Genomic DNA, 26,423 nt, shown 5'->3' on the forward strand with positions numbered 1-26,423 from the left:
TAGGCTTCCGGGACATTTATGGCAAAGCTCAACGAGATTATTCAGTGGTGTGATCAGACCCTGAAATCACACGAATTTAAAGACTATGCACCAAATGGTTTGCAAATTGAAGGCAAACCCGAGGTCAATAAAATTTTGTGTGCGGTGACTGCATCACAAGATGCGATTGACGCAGCCATTGCACAAGGTGCGGACTTGCTCTTGGTTCATCATGGCTATTTCTGGAAAGGTGAACCCTACCCAATTACGGGTATGCGCGGCAAACGCATTAAAAGCTTAATTCAACATGATATCTCTTTGGTAGGCTATCACCTGCCCTTAGATTCACATCCTGCTTTAGGCAATAACGCTGCCATTGCTGACATTTTAGAACTTGAACAGATTGAAGCTTTAGATCCTGGCGAGCGCAACCCGATTGGCAATATTGGTTATTTAAAACAGCCCATGTCTGCCGAAGACTTTAAGCAGTATATATCGGAATGTTTAGGTTTTAATGCCATTCATCTTGCTGCGGATAAAAAAACAATCCAGAAAATCGGTTTCTGTACCGGTGGCGCGCAAGATTTTATTGGCAAAGCGGCGGAGCAAAACTGTGATGCCTATATTTCCGGTGAAGTCAGTGAACGGACGTTTTATGAAGCCAAGGAATTGAATGTGCATTATTATGCCTGCGGACATCATGCAACCGAGCGTTATGGTGTGCAAAGGCTGGCAAAAGCTATTTCAGAACAGTTTGATATTGAGTATAGTTACTTCGAATTAAACAATCCGATTTAATTCAACATGAGCGGTTTTACATTTTCTTTATACGTATAAATTCAGGCTTTATTCTGTATTGTTATTTATAAGCAATGCGCAATTTCCCTCAAGAATCTATTACAATAAAGCCACTTAATGTTAAAACCCAGCAAAATGCAAGGAATTGAAAACATGACAACGATTACTTTACCGGCACTTCCATACGGTTATGAAGATCTTGCTCCGCACATCAGCAAAGAAACTTTAGAATACCATCACGACAAGCACCACAACACTTACGTTGTAAACTTGAATAACCTGATCAAAGGCACAGACCTTGAAGGTAAAACTTTAGAAGAAATCATCACTGCAACTGCTGGTGATGCTGCTAAAGCTGGCGTATTCAACAATGCTGCTCAAGTTTGGAACCATACATTCTACTGGAACTGTATGGCTAAAAACGGTGGCGGTAAAGCGACTGGTGCTTTAGCTGCTAAAATTGATGAAGCTTTCGGTTCTTACGAAAAATTTGCTGAAGAATTTGCTGCTGCTGCAACAACTCAATTCGGTTCAGGTTGGGCTTGGTTAGTTGCTGACCAAGTAAATGGCAACTTATCTATTCTTAAAACTTCAAATGCTGATACTCCACTTGCTCACGGTAAAGTTGCTGTGTTGACTATTGACGTTTGGGAACATGCTTACTACATCGACTACCGTAATGCACGTCCTGCTTACATCAAAACTTTCCTAGAAAGTTTGGTAAACTGGGACTACGCTAACGCTAAACTTGCAGGTCAAGCTGCGGGCGTTGAAAAATAAGATTTGAAATTATTTTATTTTTCCGTTTAAAAAATCACCCTTTATGGGTGATTTTTTTGCTTTTGCATTCTAAATGAATATTAATAAAGCAAATGATTCATTTCTTTACATTATCTGGTTGACGACTTGAGTTTTCATCCCTAAAATGCGCTTCAGATTCTCCAATAGCTCAGTCGGTAGAGCGACGGACTGTTAATCCGCAGGTCCCTGGTTCGAGCCCAGGTTGGAGAGCCATCTATTCTTCCATAGCTCAGTCGGTAGAGCGACGGACTGTTAATCCGCAGGTCCCTGGTTCGAGCCCAGGTGGAAGAGCCAAGATTCTAAAAAGCCCACTCATGATGAAGTGGGCTTTTTTTATTGGTTAAATTTCGCTTCGCTTCTTATATAACCCATACTTTTTTAAACTTTTGGCTTAACTACCAGCCTCCAAATTGTTGACCATTCACCTATCTATTGTTCGCCGATTAAAATTTAGTTATGTTCATTCTAATAAAAAGACTTTAATAAAACTCTATGAATGCAACCTGGTTAAAATCTCTCATTTTTTGGATTATTTTGATTGTTGTCATGTTCGCAGTGTTTCAATGCAGCCAAAATTCTGAAAATAAAAAGCAGGCTTCCGCGCTCATGTATGAACGCTTATTTCATTGCACCCGTAATTTACCGCAAAAGAACCCGGAGGTTTTAAAACACATTCAACAACAGCTCAAGCCTGAGCTCAGCCAAGCCGAGCTGATGAAATTGATCAATGAATGCCGTGCTGCAGAGCCCTTACAAAGCAAAGAAAATTATATAAACCTAATAAAAGCACTTAAATAATCAGTAATAAGTTTATTTTTAAAACATTCAATTCATTTTCATGGTTTTTTTAACCCTCAGCCCTTGACCCTGTACGCTGAGATACATAGAATGCGTACCAGATTCTCCAATAGCTCAGTCGGTAGAGCGACGGACTGTTAATCCGCAGGTCCCTGGTTCGAGCCCAGGTTGGAGAGCCAGATTCTAAAAACCCACTCAACTGAGTGGGTTTTTTCTTATATCAAGATTGTGCTGTGTTCGATTCAAGTCAATTCACTTTTTTCCTTATTGGTTGTATTGCCAGCCTAGCCTTGCTGACCCTTGTTTTTCAGCAACTGTTCAAGCCACGGCAAAAATTCTTTCCCAAACGCGTAATCACGCCTTTCGAAAGCAAGATGTTTATTCGTCTCAAAGAAACCTTCCCCCAACATCATCTTCTGGCTCAAGTGGCTTTTAGCGCTCTCATCACCAACAATAACTTTAAAATCCGCAACAAGTTTAATCGTAAAGTCACCGACTTCGTTTTACTCAATCAAAAACTTGAGGTAGTCGCTATTATTGAACTGGATGATCCAAGCCATATAGGCAAAGAGCAGGAAGATGCCGAACGCGATGCCATGCTGCATGAAGCCGGCTATCAGGTCTATCGCTATACCGATATCCCCAGTGTTCATAGCTTAAAAAAAGATATTCTCAATTAATCTGTGCTCGTCATAAAAAAGCCACCGTATGATGCGGTGGCTCCCAATACAATAAGCTCAATATAACGATGAATTATTTATTGCCTTGCTGGGTAGAAGTAGAAGGTTCTACAGTCGCCGCAGAAGCAGATCTTTCTGCCGCCTCACGGGCTTTGATCCGTTCCAGCATTTCAGCCTGTTGCTGCTTATATTTCTGCTGGTTTTTCTCATCGCTACTGACTGCCAGATAGGCCATAGAGACAAGAAAAATCGGAATAAGTAGCCCAAGGCTCATCAGAATGATCATCTTTTTGGGATTTGGCTTCGACCCTGATTGCGACATAATCAATACCTGTCAGTTTATTTACACACTAAATTTACCGTCCAATATAACAAAACCCTAAACTGTCTCAACCACTTATCAGCCTAGTTTTTTAGATTCTTATAAAAAAAGCCGGTCGAAACCGGCTTTTTCCCAGTCAAAACCCATCAAAGTCAAACAGTAAGCTGAATTTTTAACAGTACCTCTCGTAAGGCTGCTTGATAATCAAAGTCAGCTTCCGGTTTGTCTTGCATCCGCCAAGCCACATAACCATCCGGACGTACCAGTACAGCCCCCGCTTCATGGATTTCAGATTTCTGGTTCCATGTCCCATAAACATCGCGATATTCCCGGGAACCAATCTGAATCACGTCCAGATAAGGCAGATTCAGGGCATGTACCGCATTTTTCCAGCCTGTACCAGACAGTCCGGTGAGCAAGCTAAAACGGCCATGTCCCACGATATCCAGGGTTGATTGCTTCTGTCCTTTAGCATCAATCAGCCAGGTATGTGGCAGTTTTGCACCCGGGCGTGTCGTTGCCTGCAAGTAAAGCTGTGAGTCTTGAGCAAAGGTTTCTGCTGTCACCTCGGCAATCACCGCATATGAATCATAACGCTGATTCAGCTCTACCCCTTGCGCATTAAATTCGAAATGCTTAATTTCCAGAGCTTTGAATAATTTTTGACGAATTTCAGCACCAGAATCATCTTCAGCAAAAATTCGCTGTAACATCTCTGCCTGTGTCGTTACACCATGATCAAAACCAAAGACTTCTTTCAGATACTTATAGTCAAAACGGGATTGATTGGCACGGGCGACTATCTGCTTGCCTACAGGTGCACGTTCGACCGTATAAGAATCCAGCAGGCTTTCTTTGGCCCAGCCACGAACAGCATAGGCCAGTTTCCAAGCCAGGTTGAATGCGTCCTGCATGCAGGTATTTGACCCCAGACCACTAGAAGGTGGATGACGATGCACGGCATCACCACCACAAAATACCCGCCCTACCGAATATTCTGTGGCCCAGGTCTGATTGACATACCAGTAAGACAATTTTTCAATTTCTACATCCTGAACTTCCGCCCCGACAAAGGCATTCAGGCGGGCACGTACCTGTGCTTCAGTCACCTGCGGTTCACCTTTACTGATGTCAAAGCCCCAGCCCATGATCCATTGATTCCATGGCGTAATGGCACGCAACAGCCCCATCCCCAAATCACCAAAGCTGGCTTCGGGATTGACAATCCATTGCAGGATCGCCGGACGATGCTGCACATATTGGCTTAAATCCGCCTTGAAGGTCACATACACTGTACCAGCACGTGCCATGATGCCTTCCAGCGGCAGATTTAACTGCTCGACAATTTTAGAACGTGCACCATCCATACCCACCAGATATTTGGCCCGCAAGCTAAACTCGGTATTGGTAATCCGGTTTAGAAAAGTTGCCGTCACACCGTGTTCATCCTGGGTATGAGACAGATATTCGGTATTAAAGTTATAAATCGCACCGCGTTCGGCGGCATTCTTTGCTAACAATGCTTCCATTTTAGGCTGGATCAAATCTACCAGCGGACATGGACTGCCTTTGACATAATCGCCATGTCGCTCATCCCCAGTACCCCAGGCGCTAAGACGGGCTATTTCTTCCCCGACCAGACTAGTAGTAATCAGGCTTTCTCCCATCTGTTCCCAAGGCGTGGCAATTTGCTTGACTTGCTCTTCTATACCGAGATCACGTAATACTTCCATGGCACGCTGATTGGTAATATGCGCACGTGGACTGTTGGCCAGCCAGCTAAACTGGGTAAAAAGCTGGACTTTAATGCCATAATTGGCCAATGCCAGTCCCAAGGTTGACCCAGCAGGACCTGTTCCTACCACCAGCACATCCGCATCAAATTGCTCAGACATCACATACTCCTTTTCCATGCTACCCTTCAGCTGTCTGATCTCAGTGTATGCAACATCCTTATTTTACAGAACACCCATAGGCTTAAACTATGGTTGCATAGCTTCTAAGTCTGTTACATTTCATAATCGTATTCGCAGTATCAGCATAGGATGAAGCTGCGCAATCGGGTTTAAACGTGCGGTCAGTTATGGAATTACGTCATTTAAGATATTTTGTCAGTGTGGCCCAGCAAGGCAGCTTCACCAAAGCTGCTGAAAAGATGTTTACTGCACAACCCTCATTAAGCCAGCAGATTAAAGATCTGGAAGAAGAAGTTGGAGTATTACTATTTGATCGCTCCTCTAAAAAAATCCGTCTGACCGATGAAGGTGAAGCCTTTTTACCTTATGCACAGAATGCGCTGGAAAATGCCCAGCTAGCTATCTCTGCTGCACGTCAAGTTGCCTACAATAAAAACAACCAGATTTATATTGGCTTTTTAAATGTGGCAGAACTGAAGGTCATGCCGTTGATTTTGGACAAACTCAAGCAGCAAATTCCGGATCTGCAGATCCATGTGCAAAGCCTGACCTGTCTTGAACAGATTCAGCGTCTAAAAAATGCTGAACTGGATCTAGCCTTTACCCGTTACGCCATTCAGCATGATGATTATGAAAACCTGTGCCTACTGACTGAAAAAATCTATGTCGTTGCAGCAGCAAAATTACATCCTTCCAAACATCAAATCAGTCGTGAATACTTGAGCAAACAGAACATCATCATGTGCGAACAAAGTGCTTCGCCAGTATTTTATGAAAAGATCAATCAACAATTGCAGCTTAAACATCTACCGCATCATCAGATGCTTTGGGTGACCAATGTCCTGCAACATATCAACATGATCAATATGGGCATGGGCTTTAGTTTCGTTCCGGAATATCTGTTGAAATTTCTAGGCGATCATGTGCAGGTGGTGGCGACCGAATTTGAGCTTCCTACCTTGCAGCTGTATGCCAGTTTCAGGAAAAACTCAAAAAATACCGCACTTCAGTTCATTACTAAGGAGCTGAAAATGCAAACTCAATTGAGCTGATGCTTGTATCTTCAACCCATAATAAAAAAGTATCCGCATGGATACTACGGTCACCGAGTTAAAGTCCAGGTGTTAGATTCGTGAGTGTGGCAGGGATGCCACACATTCCCCATCACGACAGGATGTCGTGTATGGGGAATAAAGACTTTTGCCTACTTTTGGTCTGTCAAAAGTAGGGTTCAGCCTACACAAAGTCACTTAAACTTTTAAAGAAAAGACAAGGCTGTAAAAAAAATTAAATATAAATATAAATATCATATATTTAAAAACAACAGGTCATCATGTTAATTCAATACTGAAATAAAATTTAAATTGTGGGATAGCATTGTCCCTATCGATACTTTTTTTGACGATTTTTACTTCAAATGATCGCTAAAGCAAAGCGAGGAAAATTCCAGCAAAAATCATGACCCCTACCCAGCGGTTATGCCGAAACGCCCAGAAGCAGTGATGCGGATCACGGTCATGGGTTTTGCTCCATTGATAGATAAAATCAGCAGCAACTGCCAGCAGTACAATCAGCCCAAATGGCATCAACAGATTTTCCAAATACATGGCACTGCCAATTAACACAAGGCTGCTGACCTGTAATAAAGAAATGATTTCGATGTCATATTTGCCAAATAAAATGGCCGTCGATTTCACCCCGATCTTTAAATCATATTCACGGTCGGTAATGGCATATTGCGTGTCATACGCCACTGTCCATGCCAAATTGCCAAAGTACAAAAGCCAGCAGCTTAAATCCGGTGTCTGTCCCACTGCGGTATAAGCCATCGGAATGGACCATGAAAATGCCGCGCCAAGAAAGACTTGTGGCAAATGGGTATAGCGCTTCATAAAGGGGTAGATAAATGCAAGGAACAGCGCCCCAAATGACCAGTAGAACGTTTCAATAGGCAAGAAAAACAGCATACAGGCACTGGCAGCCACAAGAATCAAAAAGACATAAATGGCTTCTTTGGCACTGATCACACCAGTAGCCAAAGGACGGTTTTTTGTTCTTTCTACGTGCGCATCCACTTTTCGGTCAGCAAAGTCATTAATGGCACAACCCGCAGCACGCATAAAAATGGTACCTAGTATCATGGGGATTAAAATCCCGATGCCTGGGATTCCCTGATTAGCCACCCAAAGTGCCCACATGGTTGGCCAGAACACCAGTTCCGTGCCAATCGGCTTATCAAAACGACAGAGATAATAATAAGCTTCCAGACGTTCAAGCCAGGTAATTTGATGCGCAGTTGCCATGACATTCCTTAACCAGGTTACTGTTTAATTTTTTGTTGAATAAAGCGTTCAAATGCAGGCAAAAAAGTTTCCTGCACAATGAATTTACAACCATGCCAAGTATAGCAACTTTGTCGTGTCCAGCCATCTTCAAGTAGAATTACCCGCCGCTGACAAACCGGATTGGTGCGTTGAAATAGAAACCATCCGATTGGTTTTTTACCAATATGCTGAAAGATGCGTGCCCGGGATTGCAAACTTAAAATTGGAAAGATACTTTTGGCTTTGACCCACGGTGCATCTTCACAGCCATATAGATAGCTTTCACGCACCCACGAAGTATGCTGATGCGGCATATTCATCCATTGCGCATCTGCACGTAGAAGCCGCTGATAATGCTCTTCAATGGGCTGAACCTTGAATACCCCACCCGCAAAATCGGTTAATTGCTGTGTCAGTGAACCTGAAGCATATAACCACGGCTTTAATACAGGTAAAATGATTGAATTTTGATTTGCGTATGCACGCGGTTCACGCATAACGTTAAAGCTCTTGAAAATGTGGAAGTTTATACACAGTTTAAATGATATTCAGAAGACTTGAGTTTACTTATCATCATTCAATTTAAAACAAAATCTTGATTTAACAGTTGTCTGTCTTGGCTATCACTTCAAATTTCCCCTGCGGAGTCTTGATTAAAATCATGCCTTCAGCACTTAAATAAAATGATTCAGGATAAGTATAATCCAAAGCCAATTCAGGATTTTTAAGCCCTATAAACTCTGCTTGCTTATAACCTTCAACTGTACGACCCACTTCCATGTATTCCACAGTCGAGAAATTCATTTTAAATCCCTTGTCGTGATCAAGCGGATCAATCCAAGGATAAAAGCTGGTCTGTTTTTTACGTGGCTTCGCCATAAGGTGATGACTCTTGTAAATTTTCACCCCATCATACAAAAAACCCGCGACAAGCGCGGGTTTTTCTTGAACTTAAATTCGAATATGAATTACAAGCTGTAGTACATATCAAATTCAACTGGGTGAGTAGTCGTATTAAGACGACGTACTTCTTCAGTTTTAAGTTCGATATACGCATCAAGCATTTCTTTAGTGAACACGCCACCTTTAAGAAGGTAATCATGATCAGCTGCAAGAGCTTCAAGCGCCATATCTAGGCTATGAGCCACTGTAGGGATTTTAGCTTCTTCTTCAGGAGGAAGATCATACAAGTTTTTGTCTGCAGCTTCACCTGGGTGGATCTTGTTTTGGATACCGTCAAGGCCGGCCATCAACAATGCAGCGAAACCTAAGTACGGGTTCATCATTGGATCAGGGAAACGTGCTTCAATACGTTTGCCTTTAGGGCTAGAAACGTAAGGAATACGGATAGAAGCAGAACGGTTACGTGCTGAGTAAGCAAGCATGATCGGAGCTTCGAAGTGCGGAACTAAACGTTTGTACGAGTTTGTAGAAGGGTTAGTAATTGCATTCAATGAACGAGCATGTTTGATCACACCGCCGATGAAGTACAATGCCATTTCAGAAAGGCCTGCATATTCATCACCAGCAAACAAGTTCTTGCCATCTTTAGAGATAGACATGTGAACGTGCATACCAGAACCGTTGTCACCTACCATTGGTTTAGGCATGAAAGTCGCAGTTTTAGCGTATTGGTGAGCAACGTTCCAAACCGCATATTTAAACTGTTGAACTTCGTCCGCTTTACGAACCATGGTGTTGAAGCTCACACCAATTTCTAACTGGCAAGATGCAACTTCATGGTGATGTACTTCTACACGGCCTGGGCCCATGATGTCTTCAATACGAGCACACATATCAGCACGCATATCTTGTGAAGAATCTACAGGAGGAACTGGGAAGTAACCGCCTTTAACACGTGGACGGTGACCTGAGTTACCAGCTTCGTAATCTTTACCAGTAGACCAAGCAGCTTCTTCAGCGATCAATGTGTGGCGCGCGCCAGACATGTCGATGTCCCATTTCACTTCGTCAAATACGAAGAATTCTGGTTCTGGACCGAAGAATGCAGTATCACCAATACCTGTTGATTTTAAGTATTCTTCTGCACGGCGAGCAATTGAGCGTGGATCGCGTTCATAACCTTGACCAGTAGATGGCTCGATTACGTCACAAGTCACAACAACTGTAGGCTCAGCAAAGAACGGGTCTACAAAACCAGTTTCTGCATCTGGACGTAAGATCATGTCAGATGCTTCAATGCCTTTCCAACCAGCGATTGAAGAACCATCAAACATTTTACCGTCTTCAAATGTATCTTCGTCGATTGAATCTGCAGGGTAAGTTACATGCTGCTCTTTACCCTTAGTATCAGTAAAGCGAAAATCGACCCATTTTGCGCTACTTTCTTGGATGAGTTGAAGGACCTTGTTCGCCATGCTCATTTTGCTCCGATGATTTTTGTTGCACCTGCTAAGTGCGTGTTAGTAGTTGGTATCTGTTAAGCAATTCTCATACCAACTTTAAAAAAACAAAGATAAAATACTGAATTCTTTATCAGAATAGAAGATTTAATCGCTTTGCTTTGAGGCTATTATACTGTGTACAAAAGCAAATGCACCATATTCAAACACTCTTAATTGCTTTTACTTAAAAAGCTGCTTTTAATGTACTAAATTGGTGCATATTTATTTTCTACCTCTAATAAAAGCCCTGCTTTACTTGCCATTTGACTAAATATGTATCGGTTCCGCTTAAAATAAATACTTAATAATTTTTTTCTCTGTCATATTAATGATTTCATTAATAAATATTTTCAGAATTTTAATTTTTAAGCTAAAAACCCATTAAACCACAAATAAATTATATCTTATTATTATTTATATATTTTTTATTTTTTCAGCTGTTAAACTTTAATTATTTTAAAGTTTCAAAATTATGAAACACTCTGCGCCATTTTGGTGACAACATATAAATCTAATGTCCAGTAATTTATGTTCCTTTATGAAGCCAAGCTTCAATAGATAACTTACGTAAGTCAAAAAATATTCGATTTTTAAAATCAGCACTGCCCCAAATGATGGAAAACGTGTGACATCCATGCCGCACTCGTGACTCCAATACTTGCTAAAATCTATGTTTAATTTTGGCCTCAAGAATAACTTATCGTAATTGGAAAATGATTTATGAAGGAATTCCAATGAATCAAATTTAGCCATTTTACTTACTTATAGATAGCATATTACCAAAATATATTGACTGATTTTTCTTCATTGATTTTATATCGCCCTCTCCCCCTGCATCGTATTTCAAAATAGCATCAAATTATTGAAACAATCTTCAATGAATTTCATTCACCATAAAATGCAAATAAATCAGCTTATTCACTCGCAGTGATTTCTCTAAAATCATTATCATAGAAATAGTTCAGCAGAAAATGTTTATTTTTTGCTATGATTATTCGCACTCCATTTTTTTAGCCGTTTTGACTGCTTTTAGTTTAAATAAGACTATGCAGTGAAAACTCGAATCATGCGAGTATTCTTGGACTATTCGAGCACAGTTAAGTGCGCAAATTTCAATAGGTTAGCTCATGCTTTTAATGATCGACAACTATGACTCTTTTACCTATAACATCGTGCAGTATTTTGGCGAGTTAAATCAGGAAGTAAAAGTAGTCCGTAATGATGCCGTTACATTGGAAGATATCGAGCGATGGCAACCGAAGTATCTCGTTATTGGTCCTGGCCCGTGTTCACCAAGCGAAGCAGGCATTTCCATTCCTGCAATTCAGCACTTTGCCGGCAAAATTCCTTTACTGGGAGTGTGCTTGGGACATCAAAGTATTGGACAAGCCTTTGGTGGAGATGTGGTTCGCGCCAAAAAAGTCATGCATGGACGTTTATCGGACATGTATCACAGCAATAAAGGGATTTTCAGCAATCTGCCTTCCCCGTTTTCTGCAACGCGCTATCACTCACTGGTGATTGATCAGGCGACATTGCCAGAATGCCTAGAAGTGACCTGCTGGACCAATGAAGAAGATGGCTCTATGGAAGAGATCATGGGCGTGAAACATAAGACATTGCCGGTTGAAGGCGTGCAGTTCCATCCTGAATCCATTCTGAGTGAACACGGTCACCAAATCTTCAAAAACTTTTTAGAAATTTACGCATAACGAGCGCTATCAAGATTATGAATATTCAACAAGCTTTAAATAACATCACTAAAAATATCGAGCTCACTCAACCGCAAATGGAAGAAGTGATGCGTACCATCATGAATGGTCAAGCCACTGATGCACAGATTGGTGCTTTAATGATGGGCCTACGCTTAAAAGGCGAAAGCATTGACGAAATTACCGCAGCTGCTCGTGTAATGCGTGAATTTGCGATTAAAATTGATGTCAGCGATCTTCCACATTTAGTCGACATTGTCGGTACCGGCGGTGACGGTCAAAACCTGTTTAACGTATCGACTGCATCAAGTTTTGTCATTGCAGCTGCTGGGGCAACCATTGCCAAACATGGCGGCCGTGGTGTGTCATCCAAGTCAGGCTCATCTGATCTTTTAGAACAGGCCGGAATTAACCTTGATCTCAACATGCAACAGACTGAACGTTGCATCCGTGAAATGGGCGTCGGTTTCCTGTTTGCACCCAATCATCACAAAGCGATGAAATATGCTGCTGGCCCGCGTAAAGAACTTGGCTTCCGCAGTATTTTCAACCTGCTTGGCCCGCTTACGAATCCGGCCGGGGTAAAACGTTTTGTGATTGGCGTATTTTCTACCGAACTTTGTCTTCCGATGGCTGAAGTATTGAAACAGCTGGGCGCAGAACATGTCATGGTGGTGCATTCTAAAGATGGTCTGGATGAAATCAGTCTCGCATCTTCCACTCATGTGGCTGAACTGAAAGATGGTGAAATTACCGAATGGGAAATTCAACCCGAAGCGGTCGATATTGAATCGCAAACCTTAACTGGCCTTTCTGTAGATAGCGCAGCTGAAAGTCTGGCTTTGATTAAAGATGCATTAGGCAAGAAAAAGTCTGCCCTGGGTGAAAAAGCGGCAAATATGGTGGCACTGAATGCCGGTGCAGGGATCTACGTTTCAGGTTTGACCAACAGCTATAAGCAAGGCGTTGCTTTGGCACATGACATTATCTATGGCGGTCAAGCTTTGGAAAAAATGGGCATTTTGTCTGAATACACAAAAACTTTAAAAGAATACGAAGCTTAAGACGGTAGGACAAAGATCATGGTAGATATCGCAAATACAATTTTAGGCAAAATTGTGGATCGTAAACAGCAAGAATTTGCTGCTCGTCTTAAGCAACACAGCTATAAAGATGTGGAAGAACTGGCTCAAGCGGCAACACCTGTGCGTGGTTTTGCGCAGTCTTTACAACACAAGCGTCCAGGCGTGATTGCTGAAATCAAGAAAGCCTCCCCCTCGAAAGGCGTGATTCGCGAGAGCTTTAATCCTGCTGAAATTGCCCAGCAGTATGAACAGGCAGGTGCTGCTTGCCTGTCTGTACTGACAGATGTGGACTTTTTCCAAGGTGCGGACGAAAATATCCAGATTGCCCGTTCGCATTGTGCCCTGCCTGCATTACGCAAGGATTTCCTGATTGACCCTTATGGCGTGATTGAAGCACGTGCCCTGCATGCTGACTGCATTCTTTTAATTGTGGCGTGCCTGTCTGACCAGCAACTCGAAGAAATGTCTAAAACCGCTTTTGAACACAATCTGGATGTACTGGTTGAAGTGCATGATGAAGCTGAGCTTGAACGTGCACTGAGACTTTCAGAGCGTTGTCTGTTAGGCGTGAATAACCGTAATTTAAAAACCTTTGATGTCGATTTAAACACATCACTACGCTTGAAAAAATTGCTTGAGCCTTCACGTTTACTGGTGACTGAAAGTGGTATTGCCACTCCAGATGATGTCCACATAATGCAAGAACATGATATTCATGCCTTCCTTGTGGGTGAAAGTTTTATGAAACAGCCTCGTCCAGACCATGCCTTCACGGCATTGTTTGGTCAGCCTGAAACTGTTTGATGAATAATTAAGATTATGAGTAAACATGATTCTTCGCTTTCGAAAGATCAGTACAATTTACTGAAATCTTTTAAAAAGCAAATTACCAATCCGCATTCACCTGCCATTGCCAAGCAACCTGAGCCTAAAGCTCAGCCTCAGCAAGAGCAGGAAGATGATTTCGCTTTGTTCCAGAAATCGATGCAAGGTGTCAAAAAAATCGACAGCAGTAATATTGCAAAGATTGAAAAGAACAAAAAGAAAAAACCGGATGCAAAAATTTTAGCCAAACGTGCAGCCGCAACCGGCCCTATGGAAACCGATCAGGCGGAGCTGTCGGATACTCAAGCCATGCTTAATCCGGTAGCCAGCCAAGCGGCGTTAAGCTATCGCATTGCCACGTTACAGCATAAAGTTTTTGAAGATTTAAAAGCAGGCAACCTGCGCTGGTTTGAAGCAGTCGATTTACATGGCTGTACCGTAGAAGAAGCCCGTGTAGCTATACTACAGATTATTCAAATGGCCAAAGATGAAAATCAGAACGTCATTAAGATTGTACATGGCAAAGGGCCTGAAGCTATTTTAAAAACCTATGTGAATGGCTGGCTACGTCAGCACCGTGATGTTTTGGCCTTTGTCAGTGCTCCTGAAAAGCAAGGCGGCACGGGTGCAGTTCTGGTTCTGCTGAAACGTGCAGAAAAGAACCCAAAATTCAAACAGTAATCGGATTTTTCCTCAAAAGCAGGCATTGGAGTGGTTTTCTGCTACAATGCCGTCCTTGTTCAATATCAGTGTAAGTGAACACGTCTTATGTCTATGCAGCAATCCTACGCCAACATTTTAACTGCCGTTGGTGAAGATCTTAATCGTCCTGGTCTTAAAGATACGCCAATGCGTGCTGCTAAAGCTTTTTCGTATTTAACGTCTGGATATAGCAAAACTTTGGAAGAAGTGACCAATAGTGCGGTCTTCCCTTCCGATAACCGTGAAATGGTATTGGTCAAAAATATCGAGTTTTATTCACTCTGTGAACATCATTTACTGCCGTTCTATGGCCGTGTGCATATTGCCTATTTACCTGAAGGCAATGTGTTGGGTTTATCCAAATTTGCACGCATTACCGAAATGTTTGCCCGTCGTCTGCAAATTCAGGAAAACCTGACTCAGCAAATTGCAGAAGCCGTAGCTGAAGTGACCAAAGCACGTGGTGTGGCGGTGATGATTGATTCTGCGCATATGTGCATGATGATGCGTGGTGTAGGCAAACAGGAATCCACTACCCGTACGGTTTCTTTTGTCGGTGATTTTAAAACCAATAAAGAGGAACGCCGAGAGTTTTTAAGTGCGCTACCTGAATCTTATTAATTCATCATTGAAAAGCCTCAACACTTGTTGAGGCTTTTTTATTTGTGCTTTAATTTCTTTTGTTTATGCAACTTTTCGATTTTAAGGATAAATCATGTCATCTATTTGGTTAGCAGGTCAAGGTTTAACGCAGAGCAAAGTAACTGTTGATTATCCGCGTCCTGATCGTCTGGTTGCGGGCAATCCTAAACGCCTAACCGAAAGTTTATATAAACATCCCAATATGAACTGTGGCATCTGGAGCTGCGAAGCAGGTGCATGGAATATTGTATTTGCTGCCAACAAACAGGAATTCTTTCAAGTTATTGAAGGTGTAGTACGCTTGCATGATGCCAATATGCAAAGTTTTGTCGAAATTAAAGCAGGTGAGGCTGGCATTATTCCACCCGGCTTTACTGGAAAATTTGAAGTGGTTGAAGCGGTTAAAAAATATTTCGTGGTGGTTGAAGCTTAAAACCTGTGGATACTGGTTTTTTTCTTTCAGGTTTTTATAAAAATTTTAAACGAGTAATCAGTCGCGTACTCAGTACATTTTATAACATGAACCCTTCTCTCTAGCTTATTACTGATCACATTCTTCTAAACGTTTAACTGAATGATCACACAAATGAAAGCATCAGAAAAATAGTAGATAAAAATCTGAACAAAATTTAGATAACATCATGCCGCATGTCTTATTCATAATGACTTAAAGGGCTAAAAAGCACAGAGAGACTATGACCAGAAAAACCTTTTCTGAGGCCACGCCACGTCGGGAATCACGGGTTGTCTCGACAAGCTTTGACTACTCACTCGACTTTAAGAAAATTGATTTTAGACAACAGCCTGAACTGTACCGAATTGGTCGTGGGGAACAAGGCGTGCTTTTGGTTGAACCTTATAAATCAGAAATCCTGCCCTACTGGCGTTTTGCCGATGAAGATAAAGCCCGAATCAGCAGTGAAAAAATTTATCAGCTTTTCTTAGGCTATTTACAACAGCACGATTTTGTCGGTGCCGATATAGCGCGCAAGTTTTTACAAATGGGTTATACCCGCGCACGGCGCTATGCCAATCATAAAGGTGGAAAAAAATATGATGGATCTGTGCCTAATGATAAAAAAGGGTTAAGCGGTGCACATGAGCGTGAGCAATTGCCGCGTCAAACAGAAGATTCCATCAAAGCGGCAGCGGCAAGAATTTTTAAACAAAAATGGGATGCAGCCAAAGCCCATCCCGAATATGTAGCACAGAAACAGAAATTCAAAGCCTGGCTTCAGCAGTCCAATAGCTAGGCGCTTTGTTAACTCTGTACAGTCATAGTTGAGGCTTGTAACTCGGTTTGAGCCACATAGACCCGATTTCGGCCACTATTCTTGGCTGCGTACAGTGCAGTATCAGCAGCATCCAGAAAACGCTGATAGTCGGGATGGCCATCATAAAGTGCACAACCGATACTAACGGTAAAATTAAAACTGCTGCCCTGTCGGTTACCAACAGTGGTTTCCTGAATCCGGCTACGGATCTGTTCTGCAATCTCTTTTGCCCGGATTAAATCGCTATCAACCAGCAACAATAAAAACTCTTCCCCGCCAATCCGGAATGCATAATCACTTCCCTTAATGGACTCCAGCAGGACTTCACCAATAAACTGTAAAGCTAAATCACCCGCTGCATGTCCGAATTTGTCATTAATCCGTTTAAAGTGGTCTGCATCTAGGGCCAGCAAAGACAGCGGCGCATTATTTTTACGGGAAAAATTAATTTCACGCGAAACAATGGTACTCAAATAACGTCGATTGAGCAGTTGAGTCAGGGAATCACTGCCCGAGTCGATATAGTCTGCCACCTGAAAAAGTTGATCGACCAGATGCTGAATTTCTCTATTTTTATCACGAATCTCTTGAATCAACTGAATGGCTTTATCTTTTTTGGCAGCATTTAAAACCTGCTGGCTTAGCAGATCAATCTGGTGAATACGGTCAATAATGGTCGAGACCTGCTCGGTCCCGGTAAATGCATAAGCAGCTTTATGGATAAACCATAAGCCAAATTCAGATTTTGACAGCAAAGGATGTGTAAATTTCGGCTCATCCGAAAATACCTTAAACATCAGCTCATTTTCCCAGTCTAATAATGAGCTGCGTTGCTTGTCCTTTTGCGCCGACACATCCTGCATGGCAGAAAATAAACGATAGGTATGTTTTGTATCATTATTTTTTTCCAGATTGACTTCATAGGAGCGACACATAATTTCCGAAGCAAAACCCAGTATCTGCACAATATACGCTGCAATGGTCAGACGGTTTTCTTGCGTCTGCTCGGTCTGAAGCAAAAAGACTTTCTTTTCAATTTCACCGATACCCCGCATAATCAGCCAGGAAGGAATACCGATACGTGCATGGACTTTTCCGACCATCAGCTGTTTTTCTACAATCTCAGTAAAGTTCTGCTGCAAGGGCACCTGAAAGCAATCTATTAACCACTGATTAAGCGTGGTTTTTAAGCGGTTCTGAACAATATCATCGGATAAAAAATAGGAAGCTTCCTTTTCCTGCATGATATTTTTATAAAATTCATAAACCAGTGTCTGGGAATGCGCTTGAATAAATTGAAAAGTGTCATTTAAATCAGTTATTAAAAAGTCCTGACAAACCGACTTCCATTGCGCAGCAAGCACGGCAATACTTTCAGTATTCATACCATTTATTCCAAGACTTTTTTAGAGAGCGAGAAAATTACGTTATTAATATAACAAATAATGATAAAAAATACCGTGTGAACTCATGCTTGCTTTATATGAATAATGAGAAAAAACTTACATTTATTGAACAACTTATTCTAAAAGAAACGCACATATCCCAGACTGGTTTTCATCCAGTCCTTATGGTCTTGTTGCTGATATTGCCAATTCAATCGAAGTGCATTTTGTGAATTAATGACATATTGCCACTGGGTATTCAGTTTAAGTTGCCATTGCTGACTATCTTGCCAATACGGTAATTCAAGCTGTACCAAGCTATTCACGTGATCTGACCAGATATTTTGACAGCCTAGTGTCGGCCCCATACCGATACGCCAGCCCTGATCCAGAGCCTTAGCTGCCTGTATATGATTTTGCAGTTGGATATAGCACAAATGCTCACGCTCCGGGTTTGCATAGCTATAGCCCATCTGAACCTGTAAATTGGCAATACCATGTTGCTCATGTTCACTGAACTGACCATTTTGATCCAAAGCCTCCTGCTTCCAGCCAAAATTAAAACCCCAGCTGAGTGGCGTTTTAAAGGGAGTTAGCGGGTTATAAGAATTCACGTTCAGAAAATCAAAATGCTCCAGTTTCAATTCATCATCGCGATACTGGATTGAACCATCCCAGAACAATAACTGGGTACCGGTTCGAAAACCGCCTTGCGGATCAATCAGGTCATGATAAGCCTGACGCTGTCCCAGCTCAATAAATTTTTCACCCTGCACTTCGCCCATCGTTAGCAAAAAATGCCGTGCATCATGAGCCTGCGTCGGATCCATTTTCGGCCGTAGCGGTTGTTGACGCTGTTTTTCAAAATCAATTTGACTGCGCAAACTCAATAACTGGCGTAACCGTGGCTGGGCAAAACCTGGCTCAACTTGAGTTCCAATCAATTGCAGATATAAATCGTCATAAGCCACCTCTAAAATCCTGGCTTTATCTAAGTCCTTATAAGATTCTATTTGCTTAGACATCTCTATTGTTTCAGCAAAAGCGACTTGATGCGCCACTTTGGCCAGACTTTTACCATGCTGTCTGGCTTGCGATAGCAATTGGGTTTCTAAAGCAGGCCGATAGACCGTTTCTTTGACCAAGCCTTGCTGCTCTATCGCCTTAATGGTTTCCACCGGAATGGCGGCCACTTTAAATTGCTGTTTTAAATCAAGCTGTGGACGAACCAGATCAATCAGCCCCAATAAACGATAGGCACAGTTATCACTGACAAAGTAATAAGGGAAACTCACATGTTTCATTTCCCAGATATGCTGCACTAAAAAGCGGGTTTCTTCAGGACTTAAATTGAGTTCATATTCCCACAAATCACGGCTTTCCAGATCGCCATACTCTTTCACCTTACGGTAATAGGGCATTAAGGAATATTCACCTGGATACTGACCAGTTAGACCATTCCATGCAAAAGACCAGTCTTCTCCCTCGGTGACTGTGGCCGCATAATTCACCGCATAAGAAACTAGATTCAGCTGCTTTTGATCTTTGGGATCCAGACGCAACAAGGTATGCCCAAACATGGAACTGGGATTGCCCATAAAGTCGGTTGCATAGATGAGTGTGGCTTTATAAGGCTTGATCTGCCCGATCCAGTCCTGCAATTCCGGACAAGTGGCCACTGGCAATTGCTGTTCTGAAATATTGAGTTGCTGCATTAACCACTGGCTGCGTGCAGGAAAACGGCACCGTACCGATTGATTCGGTTCTGCAGATTGAAATAAGGCTTGGATATTGGCCTGTAATTCCTGCCTTAAATCAGCCTTTCCTTCAGATGCCAGAAAATAGCCTGAATAATGAACTTCACTTTGACTTTTTTCATTGGCATACATCAGCCTTTGCCAAGTGATGTCTTGGTCTAGTTTTTGCTGTTCTGCACGTTCTATATAGGGTTGAGCAATTTGGGAGCTAGTTGCTGAATAGGCAACAGGTGAGGACATTAAAACAAAAACTAACGCAATTGGTTTCATTCAAATCTTTTATTTATCATTTATTCAATAAGAAAAACCCTGTCAAAGACAGGGTTTAGTGCTCAACAATTATACATATGCTTTAAGCACTTCATCTTTAGCCATCACAGCTTGTAAAGCTGCAAGAACTTGCAAAGAGTCTTGATTTTCTGCCGAATAAATTTCAGAGAAGTTTTGTTTAGATACAGCGAAGAAACGGGCTTTATCTTGAGATTGAATGTTTAGAAGTTCAGCAAGTACATTTAAGCTTTCACCCTGACCTACAGCCATTTCACGCGCTAAAGTTTCAGCATTTTCATTGGTAAACGTCACTGCCTGTGCAGTAATGGTACCTGTACCGCTACAACCTAAAGTACCAAAAGTGATACCGAATAACTGGTTTGCAAAAAGTCCATTTGTGGTTGCAGCAAGAATTTTAGGCCCCTTACCTGATTTACCTGCCCATACTTGAGAGCCGATACCACAACCAACATCTTTATCCGCAAATGCTGCTGTAGAACCGAGTGCTACAACTGCAGCTAAAGCTAATTTTTTCAACATGGTTATTCTCCAGAATTTATTATCCGAGTGTTTTTAATTATTCACAATTGTGTAAATTTTATTACACCTCTGTAAGATAACGGCATCTTTCTGATAACGCAAAACAATTTATACTAAAGATATTGATTACTAATTAAGCACCTGAAATTATTTATTTTTTAACTGCCAAATGCCTTCTTCACTACGATTTCCAAGTATTTTTAACACTAAAACCAGACTTAAAAGCAGCAATAAATACCAAGAACCCAACTTGCCCCACCCCACCATATGCCAGGCATTGATCTGACTGGGGTATAACCAGATTTTGTAAAAAGTACTGATATTTTCCGCAATCCAAATGATGAACGCTAAAATCATGAGCACGGGTAACATCGGGAGCTGGATCTGATGTTGTTGTAGCTGAAAGCGAATTTTGGTTTTCCAGAAAATAATCACGCTCCATGCAAATAGCAAATAGCGAATATCCGGAACAAAAAATTTGCTCATAAAATTAATATAAGAAAGTACGGCTAAAGCGATCATATTGGGAAAATTGGGCAGCTTCTCAAACGACACCTGATACAGCCTTAATGAGCGGGCAAAAAAACTCCCCACTGCTGAATACATAAATCCGGCGAATAATGGCACCGTTAAAAGCTTAAATATTGCGGGCTGTGGATACTGCCATGAAGCGATTTGCGGATGAGTCAGGAAAATTTCCATGCCCATCGCCATAATATGAAACAAGGCAATGACTTTAGCTTCTGACCATGATTCCAACTTTAAATACAGCAAGCAAACTTGAATGATTAAGGCATAAAACAACAAGTAGTCATAACGAAAAAAACCGTAAAACTCCTGACTGCCCATAGATGCTGTAAGTACAAAAGCAATCAGCAGTAAAATCCCAAATAAGGCAGCCGAAGCTGCCTTAAATGAGAACTCAAAACATGATTTAAAAAGACTGATCAAGGTTGAATCCTAAAAAATGAGTTTACTCACAGATACTTAAAGATATTTGGCGCTATATTCATGCACGGTATCAATAAATACTTTAGGATTTGCAGGATCGACCCATTGGGTAATACCATGACCCAAGTTGGCGATATAACCGGTTTTTTCACCACCCGCATAAGCATCATCAAGCATGGCTTTAGTGGCTTTTTCAATGGATGCTGGTGTGCCATATAAAGTGGCTGGATCCAGGTTACCTTGCAACGCGGCACGACCATTGACAGTTTGACGTGCAACATTTAACGGTGTGGTCCAATCCAGACCTAAGGCATCTGCACCGGTTGCCAGCATCGGCTCAATCCACTGACCGCCACCTTTAGTAAATAAAATCACTGGTACTTGACGACCTTCATTTTCACGTTTTAAACCTGCAACAATTTTCTGCATGTAGTTCAATGAAAATTCGATATATTCACGGTGTGCAAGCGCACCACCCCAACTGTCAAAAATCTGAATGGCTTGTGCACCGGCATCAATTTGCGCATTTAAATAATCAATCACGGCGATAGCCAATCGATCAAGCAAGGCGTGTAACACTTCAGGTTGGGCATACATCATATTTTTGGTGTAACGGAAATCCTTACTTGATCCCCCTTCAACCATATATGTGGCAAGCGTCCAAGGACTGCCGGAAAAACCAATCAAGGGAACTTGTCCACCTAATGCTGAACGAATGGTGGTTACAGCATTCATCACATAATCTAGATCAGATTTGGCATTAAAGTTGGGTAAATTCGCCACATCTTGTTCAGTACGAATGGTTTTATGGAACTTCGGACCTTCACCCGCTTCAAAATACAGACCTAGCCCCAAAGCATCCGGCACAGTTAAAATATCTGAAAACAGAATGGCTGCATCCAAATCATAACGACGCAAAGGTTGCAAAGTGACTTCACATGCAAAATCATTATTTTTGCACAAGGAAAGGAAATCACCCGCTTTAGCACGTGTTTCGCGATATTCAGGCAAATAACGTCCTGCTTGACGCATCATCCAAACTGGTGTGGTATCTACCGGCTCACGCAATAAGGCCCGCAGAAAACGATCGTTTTTTAGCGTCGTCATTTACTTTCCCATCTCATTTTTAATCTTCGAACCATCATAACAAAAAGGTCGAAAATTTAGTAACTTCTCTTGCAGCTAAAAATCGATCACGTTAAATGTAAAATAATTTTTACACAAAACAAATACTGCATCTCCTCATTTTTTCTGCAATACTTGTGTAGTTTTATCACATAGTTAATGAAGAATTCTTAAGGTTGAATTACATGTTCGTTCGCACATTACTCGCCATGAGTTTAAGTTGCATTTTTGCGGGTACAGCATTTGCCGCATCTACTGCTGAACAACCATTAAATCCTAAAAAGCTTACCAATGTTGCCGTTCAAGATCCGATTGATCCACTGGCAACTGAAGCAGCTTCTAGTGCTCAAAGCACTGTAAATACACAGATTACACCTCAAGAACAAAAAGACCTGAATAAGGCTTCGCAAACCTTGCAAGATCTTCAAAATACTGAAGATGAGACTGCTCCGATCGGTGCTGCACCTACCACAAAAACCGCAACGCTACAGAGCAATGCAGGTGCTGCTGCCAAAGCATCCTGGACTCTCGATGGCCTGAACAACGCCACATGGTATGAAAATATTGGCAAGGGTCAGTTCCCTGTTTATGCACGCGCGCATGTCATGTTAAACAATGCCCATGCTTCTCCGGGTGCAATTGATGGTTCAAGTGGTAAAAATACCCTGAAAGCCATTGCATCCTTCCAGCAAATTAATGGCATTCAGCCAACAGGTGTTTTAACTCAAGAAACCTGGAATGCTTTGATTGCCAAGCAAGGTTCCAAGCCCGCATTTATTGAATACACCCTGACAGATGCGGATCTTAAAGGTCCTTATGCCCAAACTATTCCTCACGATTATGCCTTGCAAGCAAAAATGAAAGGCTTGTATTACACGCGTGTCACCGAAATGCTGGGTGAAAAGTTCCATATGGATGAAGACTTTTTGAAAAAGTTAAATCCTAAAGCAACCTTCAAAAAAGCCGGTGAAAAGATTATTGTAGCCAATATCCGCAATGAAGTTCCGGAAGATATTCACTTGATTGTTGCGCATAAAGGTGCAAAACAACTGTACTTATTTAACAGCCGCAACCAGATGATTGGCTCATTCCCTGCAACCATTGGTAGCTCGGACACACCATCGCCAACAGGTACTTATAAAGTGACTGGCGTAGCGCAAAACCCATGGTATAGCTATTCACCAAGTAACTTTATTCAAGGTAATAATACTAAACCGCTTTCTTTACCACCAGGTCCAAATGCTCCTGTAGGCAACATCTGGATTGGTTTAAGCAAAAAATCATTTGGTATTCACGGTACACCAAACCCATCTGCAATTTCTAAAACTGCATCGCATGGTTGTATCCGTTTAACCAACTGGGATGCCAATGACCTGGGTAAAAAAGTCAAATCCGGTGTAACGGTTAAATTCCTAGAATAATCTCTGTACACTGCACAAAAAAGCCTGCATCTATTGCAGGCTTTTTGATATCTGGCTTATTTTAAATGAAAGACATCATCAAAAAATATCGTTTCAAATATAGGATGATTTGTTGTTTTTTTATGATTTCTAAGTGATTTTTAAATCATTAGAATAATGCTTATATTCAAGAATAATGACAGGAACAGCACTATGAATGCTTTCTTACATCCAAGTGAAAATCGTGGTCATGTCAAAATGGGATGGCTCGAGTCCAAGCACAGCTTTTCTTTCGGCAATTGGTACAACCCGCAATATATGGGCGTGAGTGCCTTACGTGTCATTAATGACGACCTGATTGCTGCGCATAACGGTTTTGGCACCCATCCGCATGACAATATGGAAATCTTGACCTGTGTGCTTGAGGGAACCATTTCCCATAAAGACAGCATGGGTAATGCAGGTGGAATTTCTGCCGGTGAATGGCAACTGATGAGCGCCGGCACGGGTGTGCAGCACAGTGAAATCAACCAAGGGGATGAACCGGTTCATTTATTGCAGATTTGGATTATTCCAAATGAGCGTGATGCAGAACCGAACTATCAACAAATCAAATGTGATCCACGTGAACAACCGAATCAATGGCATTTGATTGTTGGCCCCAACGCAAATGCACCAATGCATATTCGCCAGCAAGCTGAAGTAAAAACTGCATTAATCCAGCAGGGTCAAAGCCTCAACATTGAAGCGACCCAACATATAAATTATGTGCATGTGATTTCTGGTGCAGTCAAAATTGCAGAGCATACTGTAGAAGCTGGCGGTGCGATTGCCTTTATAGAGGCAAGTCAGATTGAAGCGTTGCAAGATGCGCAAGTGATCTGGTTTGATTTACCTGAAGTGAAGCATTAAAAACGCGATTTATCAGCTTATAAACCTCAGCCTGAGATGATCATTGTAAAATGGTCATCTCAATCGTGTTAATTTGTAAATTTAAATAAGATTAATAACTTCGCCACTCCAAAATTAGGGTAATTACTAGGGTCTGTTGACAATTCGTCTATGTTTGCGACTACGCGTATTTTTTAGATGATACTAGGCGTGAACTGCAAAATTTAGTCATTCTAAATGCGTAGTTCACAACGACGTAGCATCAAAAAATACGCTAGTCCCGAAGGGTTGTAGCTATAATTATCTCAGACTTCGTCATGAAATTTAAAAATGGAACCACCATTCTTTGCATTGCATTCCTTGTCTGCTCAATTTTAGTCTACAACGCAAGCTATTTATGAAATGTCAACAGACCCTATATATCCCCATAATAAAAATATATAAATCAAACCAATCCTCATCACACTTTTACTTAAAGCCAGCCTGTTTTAGGTGAATATCAATTTATCTTATTTTTATTTCACGCATGAATAGATAAAACCTAAACATCAGGTATACGTTCATTATTAGAAGAGAAAATCCATATGAATCAGATTTTAGATATTCAAACAAGTCAGCAACAGGCTTTACTTTTTTTATTAGGTTATTTAAAACAACAAAACTATCGCTTTACCACCATCACGCCGCTTTCCCATCAGCGTATTTTAAGCCGAAACAGCAATACCCAGAACAAAGCCATTACACTTAGGGATATATTCGGCTGGAATTCAGCATTTACGGAAGCTGACATTGAGCCTGTACTTTTTGCAGTGCTGAAAAAACATCAACTTATTCATTTCCATGAGCATCAGTGGCGCAGTCATGTCCGTGTATCATCGCTAGATGATGAATTATTTATTCATTCCAGTTTTCCCACCCTGGCCGCTGACTCGGTTTTTTTTGGCCCGGATACTTATCGCTTTGTTTATCAGCTGAAACAATATTTATCGACTCATGCCCATGTGTTCAAACGAGGGTTGGAATTATGCTGTGGCACTTCTGCAGCTGCCATCAGTTTGGCCAAGTTCTCTCCAGAATTTAAAGAAATAACCGTGTCAGATCTTAATCCGAAAGCGTTGTTGTATAGTCAAATCAATGCCAGCTTTGCAGGTTTAAACCATATTTATCCCGTTACCAGTAATTTATTTGCCCATTTAGATGGCCAATTCGATTTTATTTTTGCCAATCCCCCTTATTTAATGGATGCAGATCAGCGCCAATATCGACATGGTGGTGATCAACTCGATGGTAATGAACTCGCCTTCAATATTGTAAAAGAAGGCATTCAACGACTAAATCCCCAAGGCTGTTTATTTTTATATACCGGGGTTGCTATAAGAGCAGATGGCAATCGATTTTTAGAACACTTAAAGCAGCTTATGACTGCTTATTCCAATATGAACTGGTGTTATGAAGAAATTGATCCCGATGTTTTTGGCGAAGAATTGGAGCAACCCGCTTATCAACATATAGAAAGAATTGCTTTGGCTTTGGTGAAATTAAAAAATACAGTTGAGCTTAAATAGGAAATTACTTTTCGAATATAGGAACAATTAACAGATATAAATGAGTCAAGCTAGCTGTGAGAATCATTAACCATCTTGAAATAACTTCATTGTTAGTGCTCAACGGCTTTGTTGCACAAACCTACCGATAAGGTCTTATTCCACAATATAATTCTGAAATGAATAAGCCAGCACCTAAAATTTATCGTACAATGAATTGGCCCTCTTATAATCGTGCTTTAGTAAATAGAGGAAATATCTCAATTTGGTTTGATCCTAGTACTCAGTGGTATGAAC

At 41.4% G+C, this 26,423-nt stretch carries 26 protein-coding genes, 3 tRNA genes and 1 pseudogene; 19 read left to right on the forward strand and 11 right to left on the reverse strand.

The window, feature by feature from the left end; genetic code table 11:
• The first annotated feature begins 18 nt into the window (after positions 1-18).
• The 7 genes from LZZ98_RS11285 to LZZ98_RS11315 all read left to right on the forward strand — a co-directional run bounded on the left by LZZ98_RS11285 (position 19) and on the right by LZZ98_RS11315 (position 3,056).
• Positions 19-777: a Nif3-like dinuclear metal center hexameric protein gene (locus tag LZZ98_RS11285; protein WP_237787930.1), complete on the forward strand. Its 759-nt coding sequence runs from the start codon at positions 19-21 to the stop codon at positions 775-777.
• 153 nt (positions 778-930) lie between these two features.
• Positions 931-1,557 carry a superoxide dismutase gene (locus tag LZZ98_RS11290; RefSeq protein ID WP_086175333.1) on the forward strand — a complete coding sequence of 209 codons (627 nt, stop codon included), beginning with the start codon at positions 931-933 and terminating at the stop codon, positions 1,555-1,557.
• A gap of 158 nt (positions 1,558-1,715) precedes the next feature.
• Positions 1,716-1,791, forward strand: a tRNA-Asn gene (locus tag LZZ98_RS11295).
• Between the two features lie 5 nt (positions 1,792-1,796).
• Positions 1,797-1,872, forward strand: a tRNA-Asn gene (locus tag LZZ98_RS11300).
• Positions 1,873-2,124: 252 nt separating this feature from the next.
• Positions 2,125-2,376: a hypothetical protein gene (locus LZZ98_RS11305; protein ID WP_237787931.1), complete on the forward strand. Its 252-nt coding sequence runs from the start codon at positions 2,125-2,127 to the stop codon at positions 2,374-2,376.
• 103 nt (positions 2,377-2,479) lie between these two features.
• Positions 2,480-2,555: transfer RNA gene (locus LZZ98_RS11310), tRNA-Asn, on the forward strand.
• A 54-nt stretch (positions 2,556-2,609) separates the two neighbouring features.
• Complete coding sequence (locus LZZ98_RS11315) at positions 2,610-3,056, forward strand: DUF2726 domain-containing protein (protein WP_237787932.1); 447 nt, start codon at positions 2,610-2,612, stop codon at positions 3,054-3,056.
• Positions 3,057-3,129: 73 nt separating this feature from the next.
• Here LZZ98_RS11315 and LZZ98_RS11320 read toward each other — a convergent pair whose 3' ends face one another.
• Together LZZ98_RS11320 and LZZ98_RS11325 are read right to left on the reverse strand one after the other, a co-directional pair.
• Positions 3,130-3,378 carry a hypothetical protein gene (locus LZZ98_RS11320; RefSeq protein WP_237787933.1) on the reverse strand — a complete coding sequence of 83 codons (249 nt, stop codon included), beginning with the start codon at positions 3,376-3,378 and terminating at the stop codon, positions 3,130-3,132.
• A gap of 152 nt (positions 3,379-3,530) precedes the next feature.
• Positions 3,531-5,273 carry an FAD-dependent monooxygenase gene (locus LZZ98_RS11325; RefSeq protein ID WP_237787934.1) on the reverse strand — a complete coding sequence of 581 codons (1,743 nt, stop codon included), beginning with the start codon at positions 5,271-5,273 and terminating at the stop codon, positions 3,531-3,533.
• Between the two features lie 188 nt (positions 5,274-5,461).
• On the opposite strand from LZZ98_RS11325, the gene LZZ98_RS11330 reads away from it, so the two are divergent.
• Positions 5,462-6,346, forward strand: a complete 885-nt coding sequence (locus LZZ98_RS11330) for a LysR family transcriptional regulator (RefSeq protein WP_237787935.1) — start codon at positions 5,462-5,464, stop codon at positions 6,344-6,346.
• Positions 6,347-6,718: 372 nt separating this feature from the next.
• Here LZZ98_RS11330 and ubiA read toward each other — a convergent pair whose 3' ends face one another.
• From ubiA to glnA, 4 genes are all read right to left on the reverse strand, one after another.
• Positions 6,719-7,597, reverse strand: a complete 879-nt coding sequence (gene ubiA / locus LZZ98_RS11335; RefSeq protein ID WP_237787936.1) for a 4-hydroxybenzoate octaprenyltransferase — start codon at positions 7,595-7,597, stop codon at positions 6,719-6,721.
• Between the two features lie 17 nt (positions 7,598-7,614).
• Positions 7,615-8,115, reverse strand: a complete 501-nt coding sequence (locus LZZ98_RS11340) for a chorismate--pyruvate lyase family protein (protein ID WP_237787937.1) — start codon at positions 8,113-8,115, stop codon at positions 7,615-7,617.
• Between the two features lie 103 nt (positions 8,116-8,218).
• Entirely contained in the window at positions 8,219-8,497 is a 279-nt protein-coding gene (locus tag LZZ98_RS11345; protein WP_237787938.1) for a hypothetical protein, read from the reverse strand.
• Between the two features lie 89 nt (positions 8,498-8,586).
• On the reverse strand, positions 8,587-10,002 hold the full coding sequence (gene glnA / locus LZZ98_RS11350) for a type I glutamate--ammonia ligase (protein ID WP_171264001.1): 1,416 nt from the start codon (positions 10,000-10,002) through the stop codon (positions 8,587-8,589).
• A gap of 1,148 nt (positions 10,003-11,150) precedes the next feature.
• On the opposite strand from glnA, the gene LZZ98_RS11355 reads away from it, so the two are divergent.
• The 7 genes from LZZ98_RS11355 to LZZ98_RS11385 all read left to right on the forward strand — a co-directional run bounded on the left by LZZ98_RS11355 (position 11,151) and on the right by LZZ98_RS11385 (position 16,242).
• Positions 11,151-11,735, forward strand: a complete 585-nt coding sequence (locus tag LZZ98_RS11355; RefSeq protein ID WP_237787939.1) for an anthranilate synthase component II — start codon at positions 11,151-11,153, stop codon at positions 11,733-11,735.
• 17 nt (positions 11,736-11,752) lie between these two features.
• Positions 11,753-12,799 (forward strand): anthranilate phosphoribosyltransferase, encoded by a 1,047-nt coding sequence (trpD, locus tag LZZ98_RS11360; protein ID WP_237787940.1) that lies wholly within the window; start codon positions 11,753-11,755, stop codon positions 12,797-12,799.
• 18 nt (positions 12,800-12,817) lie between these two features.
• The gene (gene trpC / locus LZZ98_RS11365; RefSeq protein WP_237787941.1) at positions 12,818-13,624 is read left to right on the forward strand and encodes an indole-3-glycerol phosphate synthase TrpC; all 807 of its coding nucleotides are present in this window, start codon (positions 12,818-12,820) and stop codon (positions 13,622-13,624) included.
• A gap of 15 nt (positions 13,625-13,639) precedes the next feature.
• Positions 13,640-14,326: a Smr/MutS family protein gene (locus LZZ98_RS11370; protein ID WP_237787942.1), complete on the forward strand. Its 687-nt coding sequence runs from the start codon at positions 13,640-13,642 to the stop codon at positions 14,324-14,326.
• A 93-nt stretch (positions 14,327-14,419) separates the two neighbouring features.
• Complete coding sequence (gene folE, locus LZZ98_RS11375) at positions 14,420-14,968, forward strand: GTP cyclohydrolase I FolE (protein ID WP_171264006.1); 549 nt, start codon at positions 14,420-14,422, stop codon at positions 14,966-14,968.
• Between the two features lie 94 nt (positions 14,969-15,062).
• Positions 15,063-15,422, forward strand: coding sequence for a cupin domain-containing protein (locus LZZ98_RS11380; RefSeq protein WP_237787943.1), 360 nt, complete (start codon positions 15,063-15,065; stop codon positions 15,420-15,422).
• Between the two features lie 262 nt (positions 15,423-15,684).
• The gene (locus LZZ98_RS11385) at positions 15,685-16,242 is read left to right on the forward strand and encodes a DUF4385 domain-containing protein (RefSeq protein ID WP_237787944.1); all 558 of its coding nucleotides are present in this window, start codon (positions 15,685-15,687) and stop codon (positions 16,240-16,242) included.
• Positions 16,243-16,250: 8 nt separating this feature from the next.
• Here the strand turns inward: LZZ98_RS11385 and LZZ98_RS11390 are convergent, their stop codons facing one another.
• The 5 genes from LZZ98_RS11390 to hemE form a co-directional block, all read right to left on the reverse strand.
• Positions 16,251-17,648: a diguanylate cyclase gene (locus LZZ98_RS11390; protein ID WP_237787945.1), complete on the reverse strand. Its 1,398-nt coding sequence runs from the start codon at positions 17,646-17,648 to the stop codon at positions 16,251-16,253.
• Positions 17,649-17,788: 140 nt separating this feature from the next.
• The gene (locus LZZ98_RS11395; protein WP_237787946.1) at positions 17,789-19,675 is read right to left on the reverse strand and encodes an Lnb N-terminal periplasmic domain-containing protein; all 1,887 of its coding nucleotides are present in this window, start codon (positions 19,673-19,675) and stop codon (positions 17,789-17,791) included.
• Between the two features lie 69 nt (positions 19,676-19,744).
• A complete protein-coding gene (locus tag LZZ98_RS11400) occupies positions 19,745-20,215 on the reverse strand; it encodes a DUF3015 family protein (protein ID WP_237787947.1) in 471 nt (156 codons plus the stop codon).
• 147 nt (positions 20,216-20,362) lie between these two features.
• A complete protein-coding gene (locus LZZ98_RS11405; protein WP_237787954.1) occupies positions 20,363-21,163 on the reverse strand; it encodes a DUF817 domain-containing protein in 801 nt (266 codons plus the stop codon).
• Positions 21,164-21,202: 39 nt separating this feature from the next.
• Positions 21,203-22,273, reverse strand: coding sequence for a uroporphyrinogen decarboxylase (gene hemE, locus LZZ98_RS11410; protein ID WP_237787948.1), 1,071 nt, complete (start codon positions 22,271-22,273; stop codon positions 21,203-21,205).
• 203 nt (positions 22,274-22,476) lie between these two features.
• Between hemE and LZZ98_RS11415 the strand changes: the two genes are divergently transcribed.
• The 4 genes and pseudogenes from LZZ98_RS11415 to LZZ98_RS11430 all read left to right on the forward strand — a co-directional run.
• A complete protein-coding gene (locus tag LZZ98_RS11415) occupies positions 22,477-23,712 on the forward strand; it encodes a L,D-transpeptidase family protein (protein ID WP_237787949.1) in 1,236 nt (411 codons plus the stop codon).
• A gap of 192 nt (positions 23,713-23,904) precedes the next feature.
• A complete protein-coding gene (locus LZZ98_RS11420; protein ID WP_237787950.1) occupies positions 23,905-24,603 on the forward strand; it encodes a pirin family protein in 699 nt (232 codons plus the stop codon).
• A 563-nt stretch (positions 24,604-25,166) separates the two neighbouring features.
• A complete protein-coding gene (locus LZZ98_RS11425; protein ID WP_237787951.1) occupies positions 25,167-26,147 on the forward strand; it encodes a methyltransferase in 981 nt (326 codons plus the stop codon).
• A 158-nt stretch (positions 26,148-26,305) separates the two neighbouring features.
• Positions 26,306-26,423 (forward strand): annotated as a pseudogene (locus tag LZZ98_RS11430) (IS5/IS1182 family transposase); the annotation flags it as partial.

This window comes from Acinetobacter sp. SM34 (genome assembly GCF_022012365.1).
Lineage (GTDB): Bacteria > Pseudomonadota > Gammaproteobacteria > Pseudomonadales > Moraxellaceae > Acinetobacter.

Coding starts and splice junctions, on each gene's coding strand:
- folE (WP_171264006.1), top strand. CDS start 14,420: ATGCAGCAATCCTACGCCAACATTTTAACTGCCGTTGGTGAAGATCTT.
- LZZ98_RS11420 (WP_237787950.1), top strand. CDS start 23,905: ATGAATGCTTTCTTACATCCAAGTGAAAATCGTGGTCATGTCAAAATG.
- LZZ98_RS11370 (WP_237787942.1), top strand. CDS start 13,640: ATGAGTAAACATGATTCTTCGCTTTCGAAAGATCAGTACAATTTACTG.
- LZZ98_RS11330 (WP_237787935.1), top strand. CDS start 5,462: ATGGAATTACGTCATTTAAGATATTTTGTCAGTGTGGCCCAGCAAGGC.
- LZZ98_RS11325 (WP_237787934.1), bottom strand. CDS start 5,273: ATGTCTGAGCAATTTGATGCGGATGTGCTGGTGGTAGGAACAGGTCCT.
- LZZ98_RS11305 (WP_237787931.1), top strand. CDS start 2,125: ATGTTCGCAGTGTTTCAATGCAGCCAAAATTCTGAAAATAAAAAGCAG.
- LZZ98_RS11345 (WP_237787938.1), bottom strand. CDS start 8,497: ATGGCGAAGCCACGTAAAAAACAGACCAGCTTTTATCCTTGGATTGAT.
- LZZ98_RS11390 (WP_237787945.1), bottom strand. CDS start 17,648: ATGAATACTGAAAGTATTGCCGTGCTTGCTGCGCAATGGAAGTCGGTT.
- LZZ98_RS11395 (WP_237787946.1), bottom strand. CDS start 19,675: ATGAAACCAATTGCGTTAGTTTTTGTTTTAATGTCCTCACCTGTTGCC.
- LZZ98_RS11320 (WP_237787933.1), bottom strand. CDS start 3,378: ATGTCGCAATCAGGGTCGAAGCCAAATCCCAAAAAGATGATCATTCTG.
- hemE (WP_237787948.1), bottom strand. CDS start 22,273: ATGACGACGCTAAAAAACGATCGTTTTCTGCGGGCCTTATTGCGTGAG.
- glnA (WP_171264001.1), bottom strand. CDS start 10,002: ATGAGCATGGCGAACAAGGTCCTTCAACTCATCCAAGAAAGTAGCGCA.
- LZZ98_RS11400 (WP_237787947.1), bottom strand. CDS start 20,215: ATGTTGAAAAAATTAGCTTTAGCTGCAGTTGTAGCACTCGGTTCTACA.
- LZZ98_RS11285 (WP_237787930.1), top strand. CDS start 19: ATGGCAAAGCTCAACGAGATTATTCAGTGGTGTGATCAGACCCTGAAA.
- LZZ98_RS11385 (WP_237787944.1), top strand. CDS start 15,685: ATGACCAGAAAAACCTTTTCTGAGGCCACGCCACGTCGGGAATCACGG.
- trpC (WP_237787941.1), top strand. CDS start 12,818: ATGGTAGATATCGCAAATACAATTTTAGGCAAAATTGTGGATCGTAAA.
- LZZ98_RS11355 (WP_237787939.1), top strand. CDS start 11,151: ATGCTTTTAATGATCGACAACTATGACTCTTTTACCTATAACATCGTG.
- LZZ98_RS11425 (WP_237787951.1), top strand. CDS start 25,167: ATGAATCAGATTTTAGATATTCAAACAAGTCAGCAACAGGCTTTACTT.
- trpD (WP_237787940.1), top strand. CDS start 11,753: ATGAATATTCAACAAGCTTTAAATAACATCACTAAAAATATCGAGCTC.
- LZZ98_RS11415 (WP_237787949.1), top strand. CDS start 22,477: ATGTTCGTTCGCACATTACTCGCCATGAGTTTAAGTTGCATTTTTGCG.
- ubiA (WP_237787936.1), bottom strand. CDS start 7,597: ATGGCAACTGCGCATCAAATTACCTGGCTTGAACGTCTGGAAGCTTAT.
- LZZ98_RS11380 (WP_237787943.1), top strand. CDS start 15,063: ATGTCATCTATTTGGTTAGCAGGTCAAGGTTTAACGCAGAGCAAAGTA.
- LZZ98_RS11340 (WP_237787937.1), bottom strand. CDS start 8,115: ATGCGTGAACCGCGTGCATACGCAAATCAAAATTCAATCATTTTACCT.
- LZZ98_RS11290 (WP_086175333.1), top strand. CDS start 931: ATGACAACGATTACTTTACCGGCACTTCCATACGGTTATGAAGATCTT.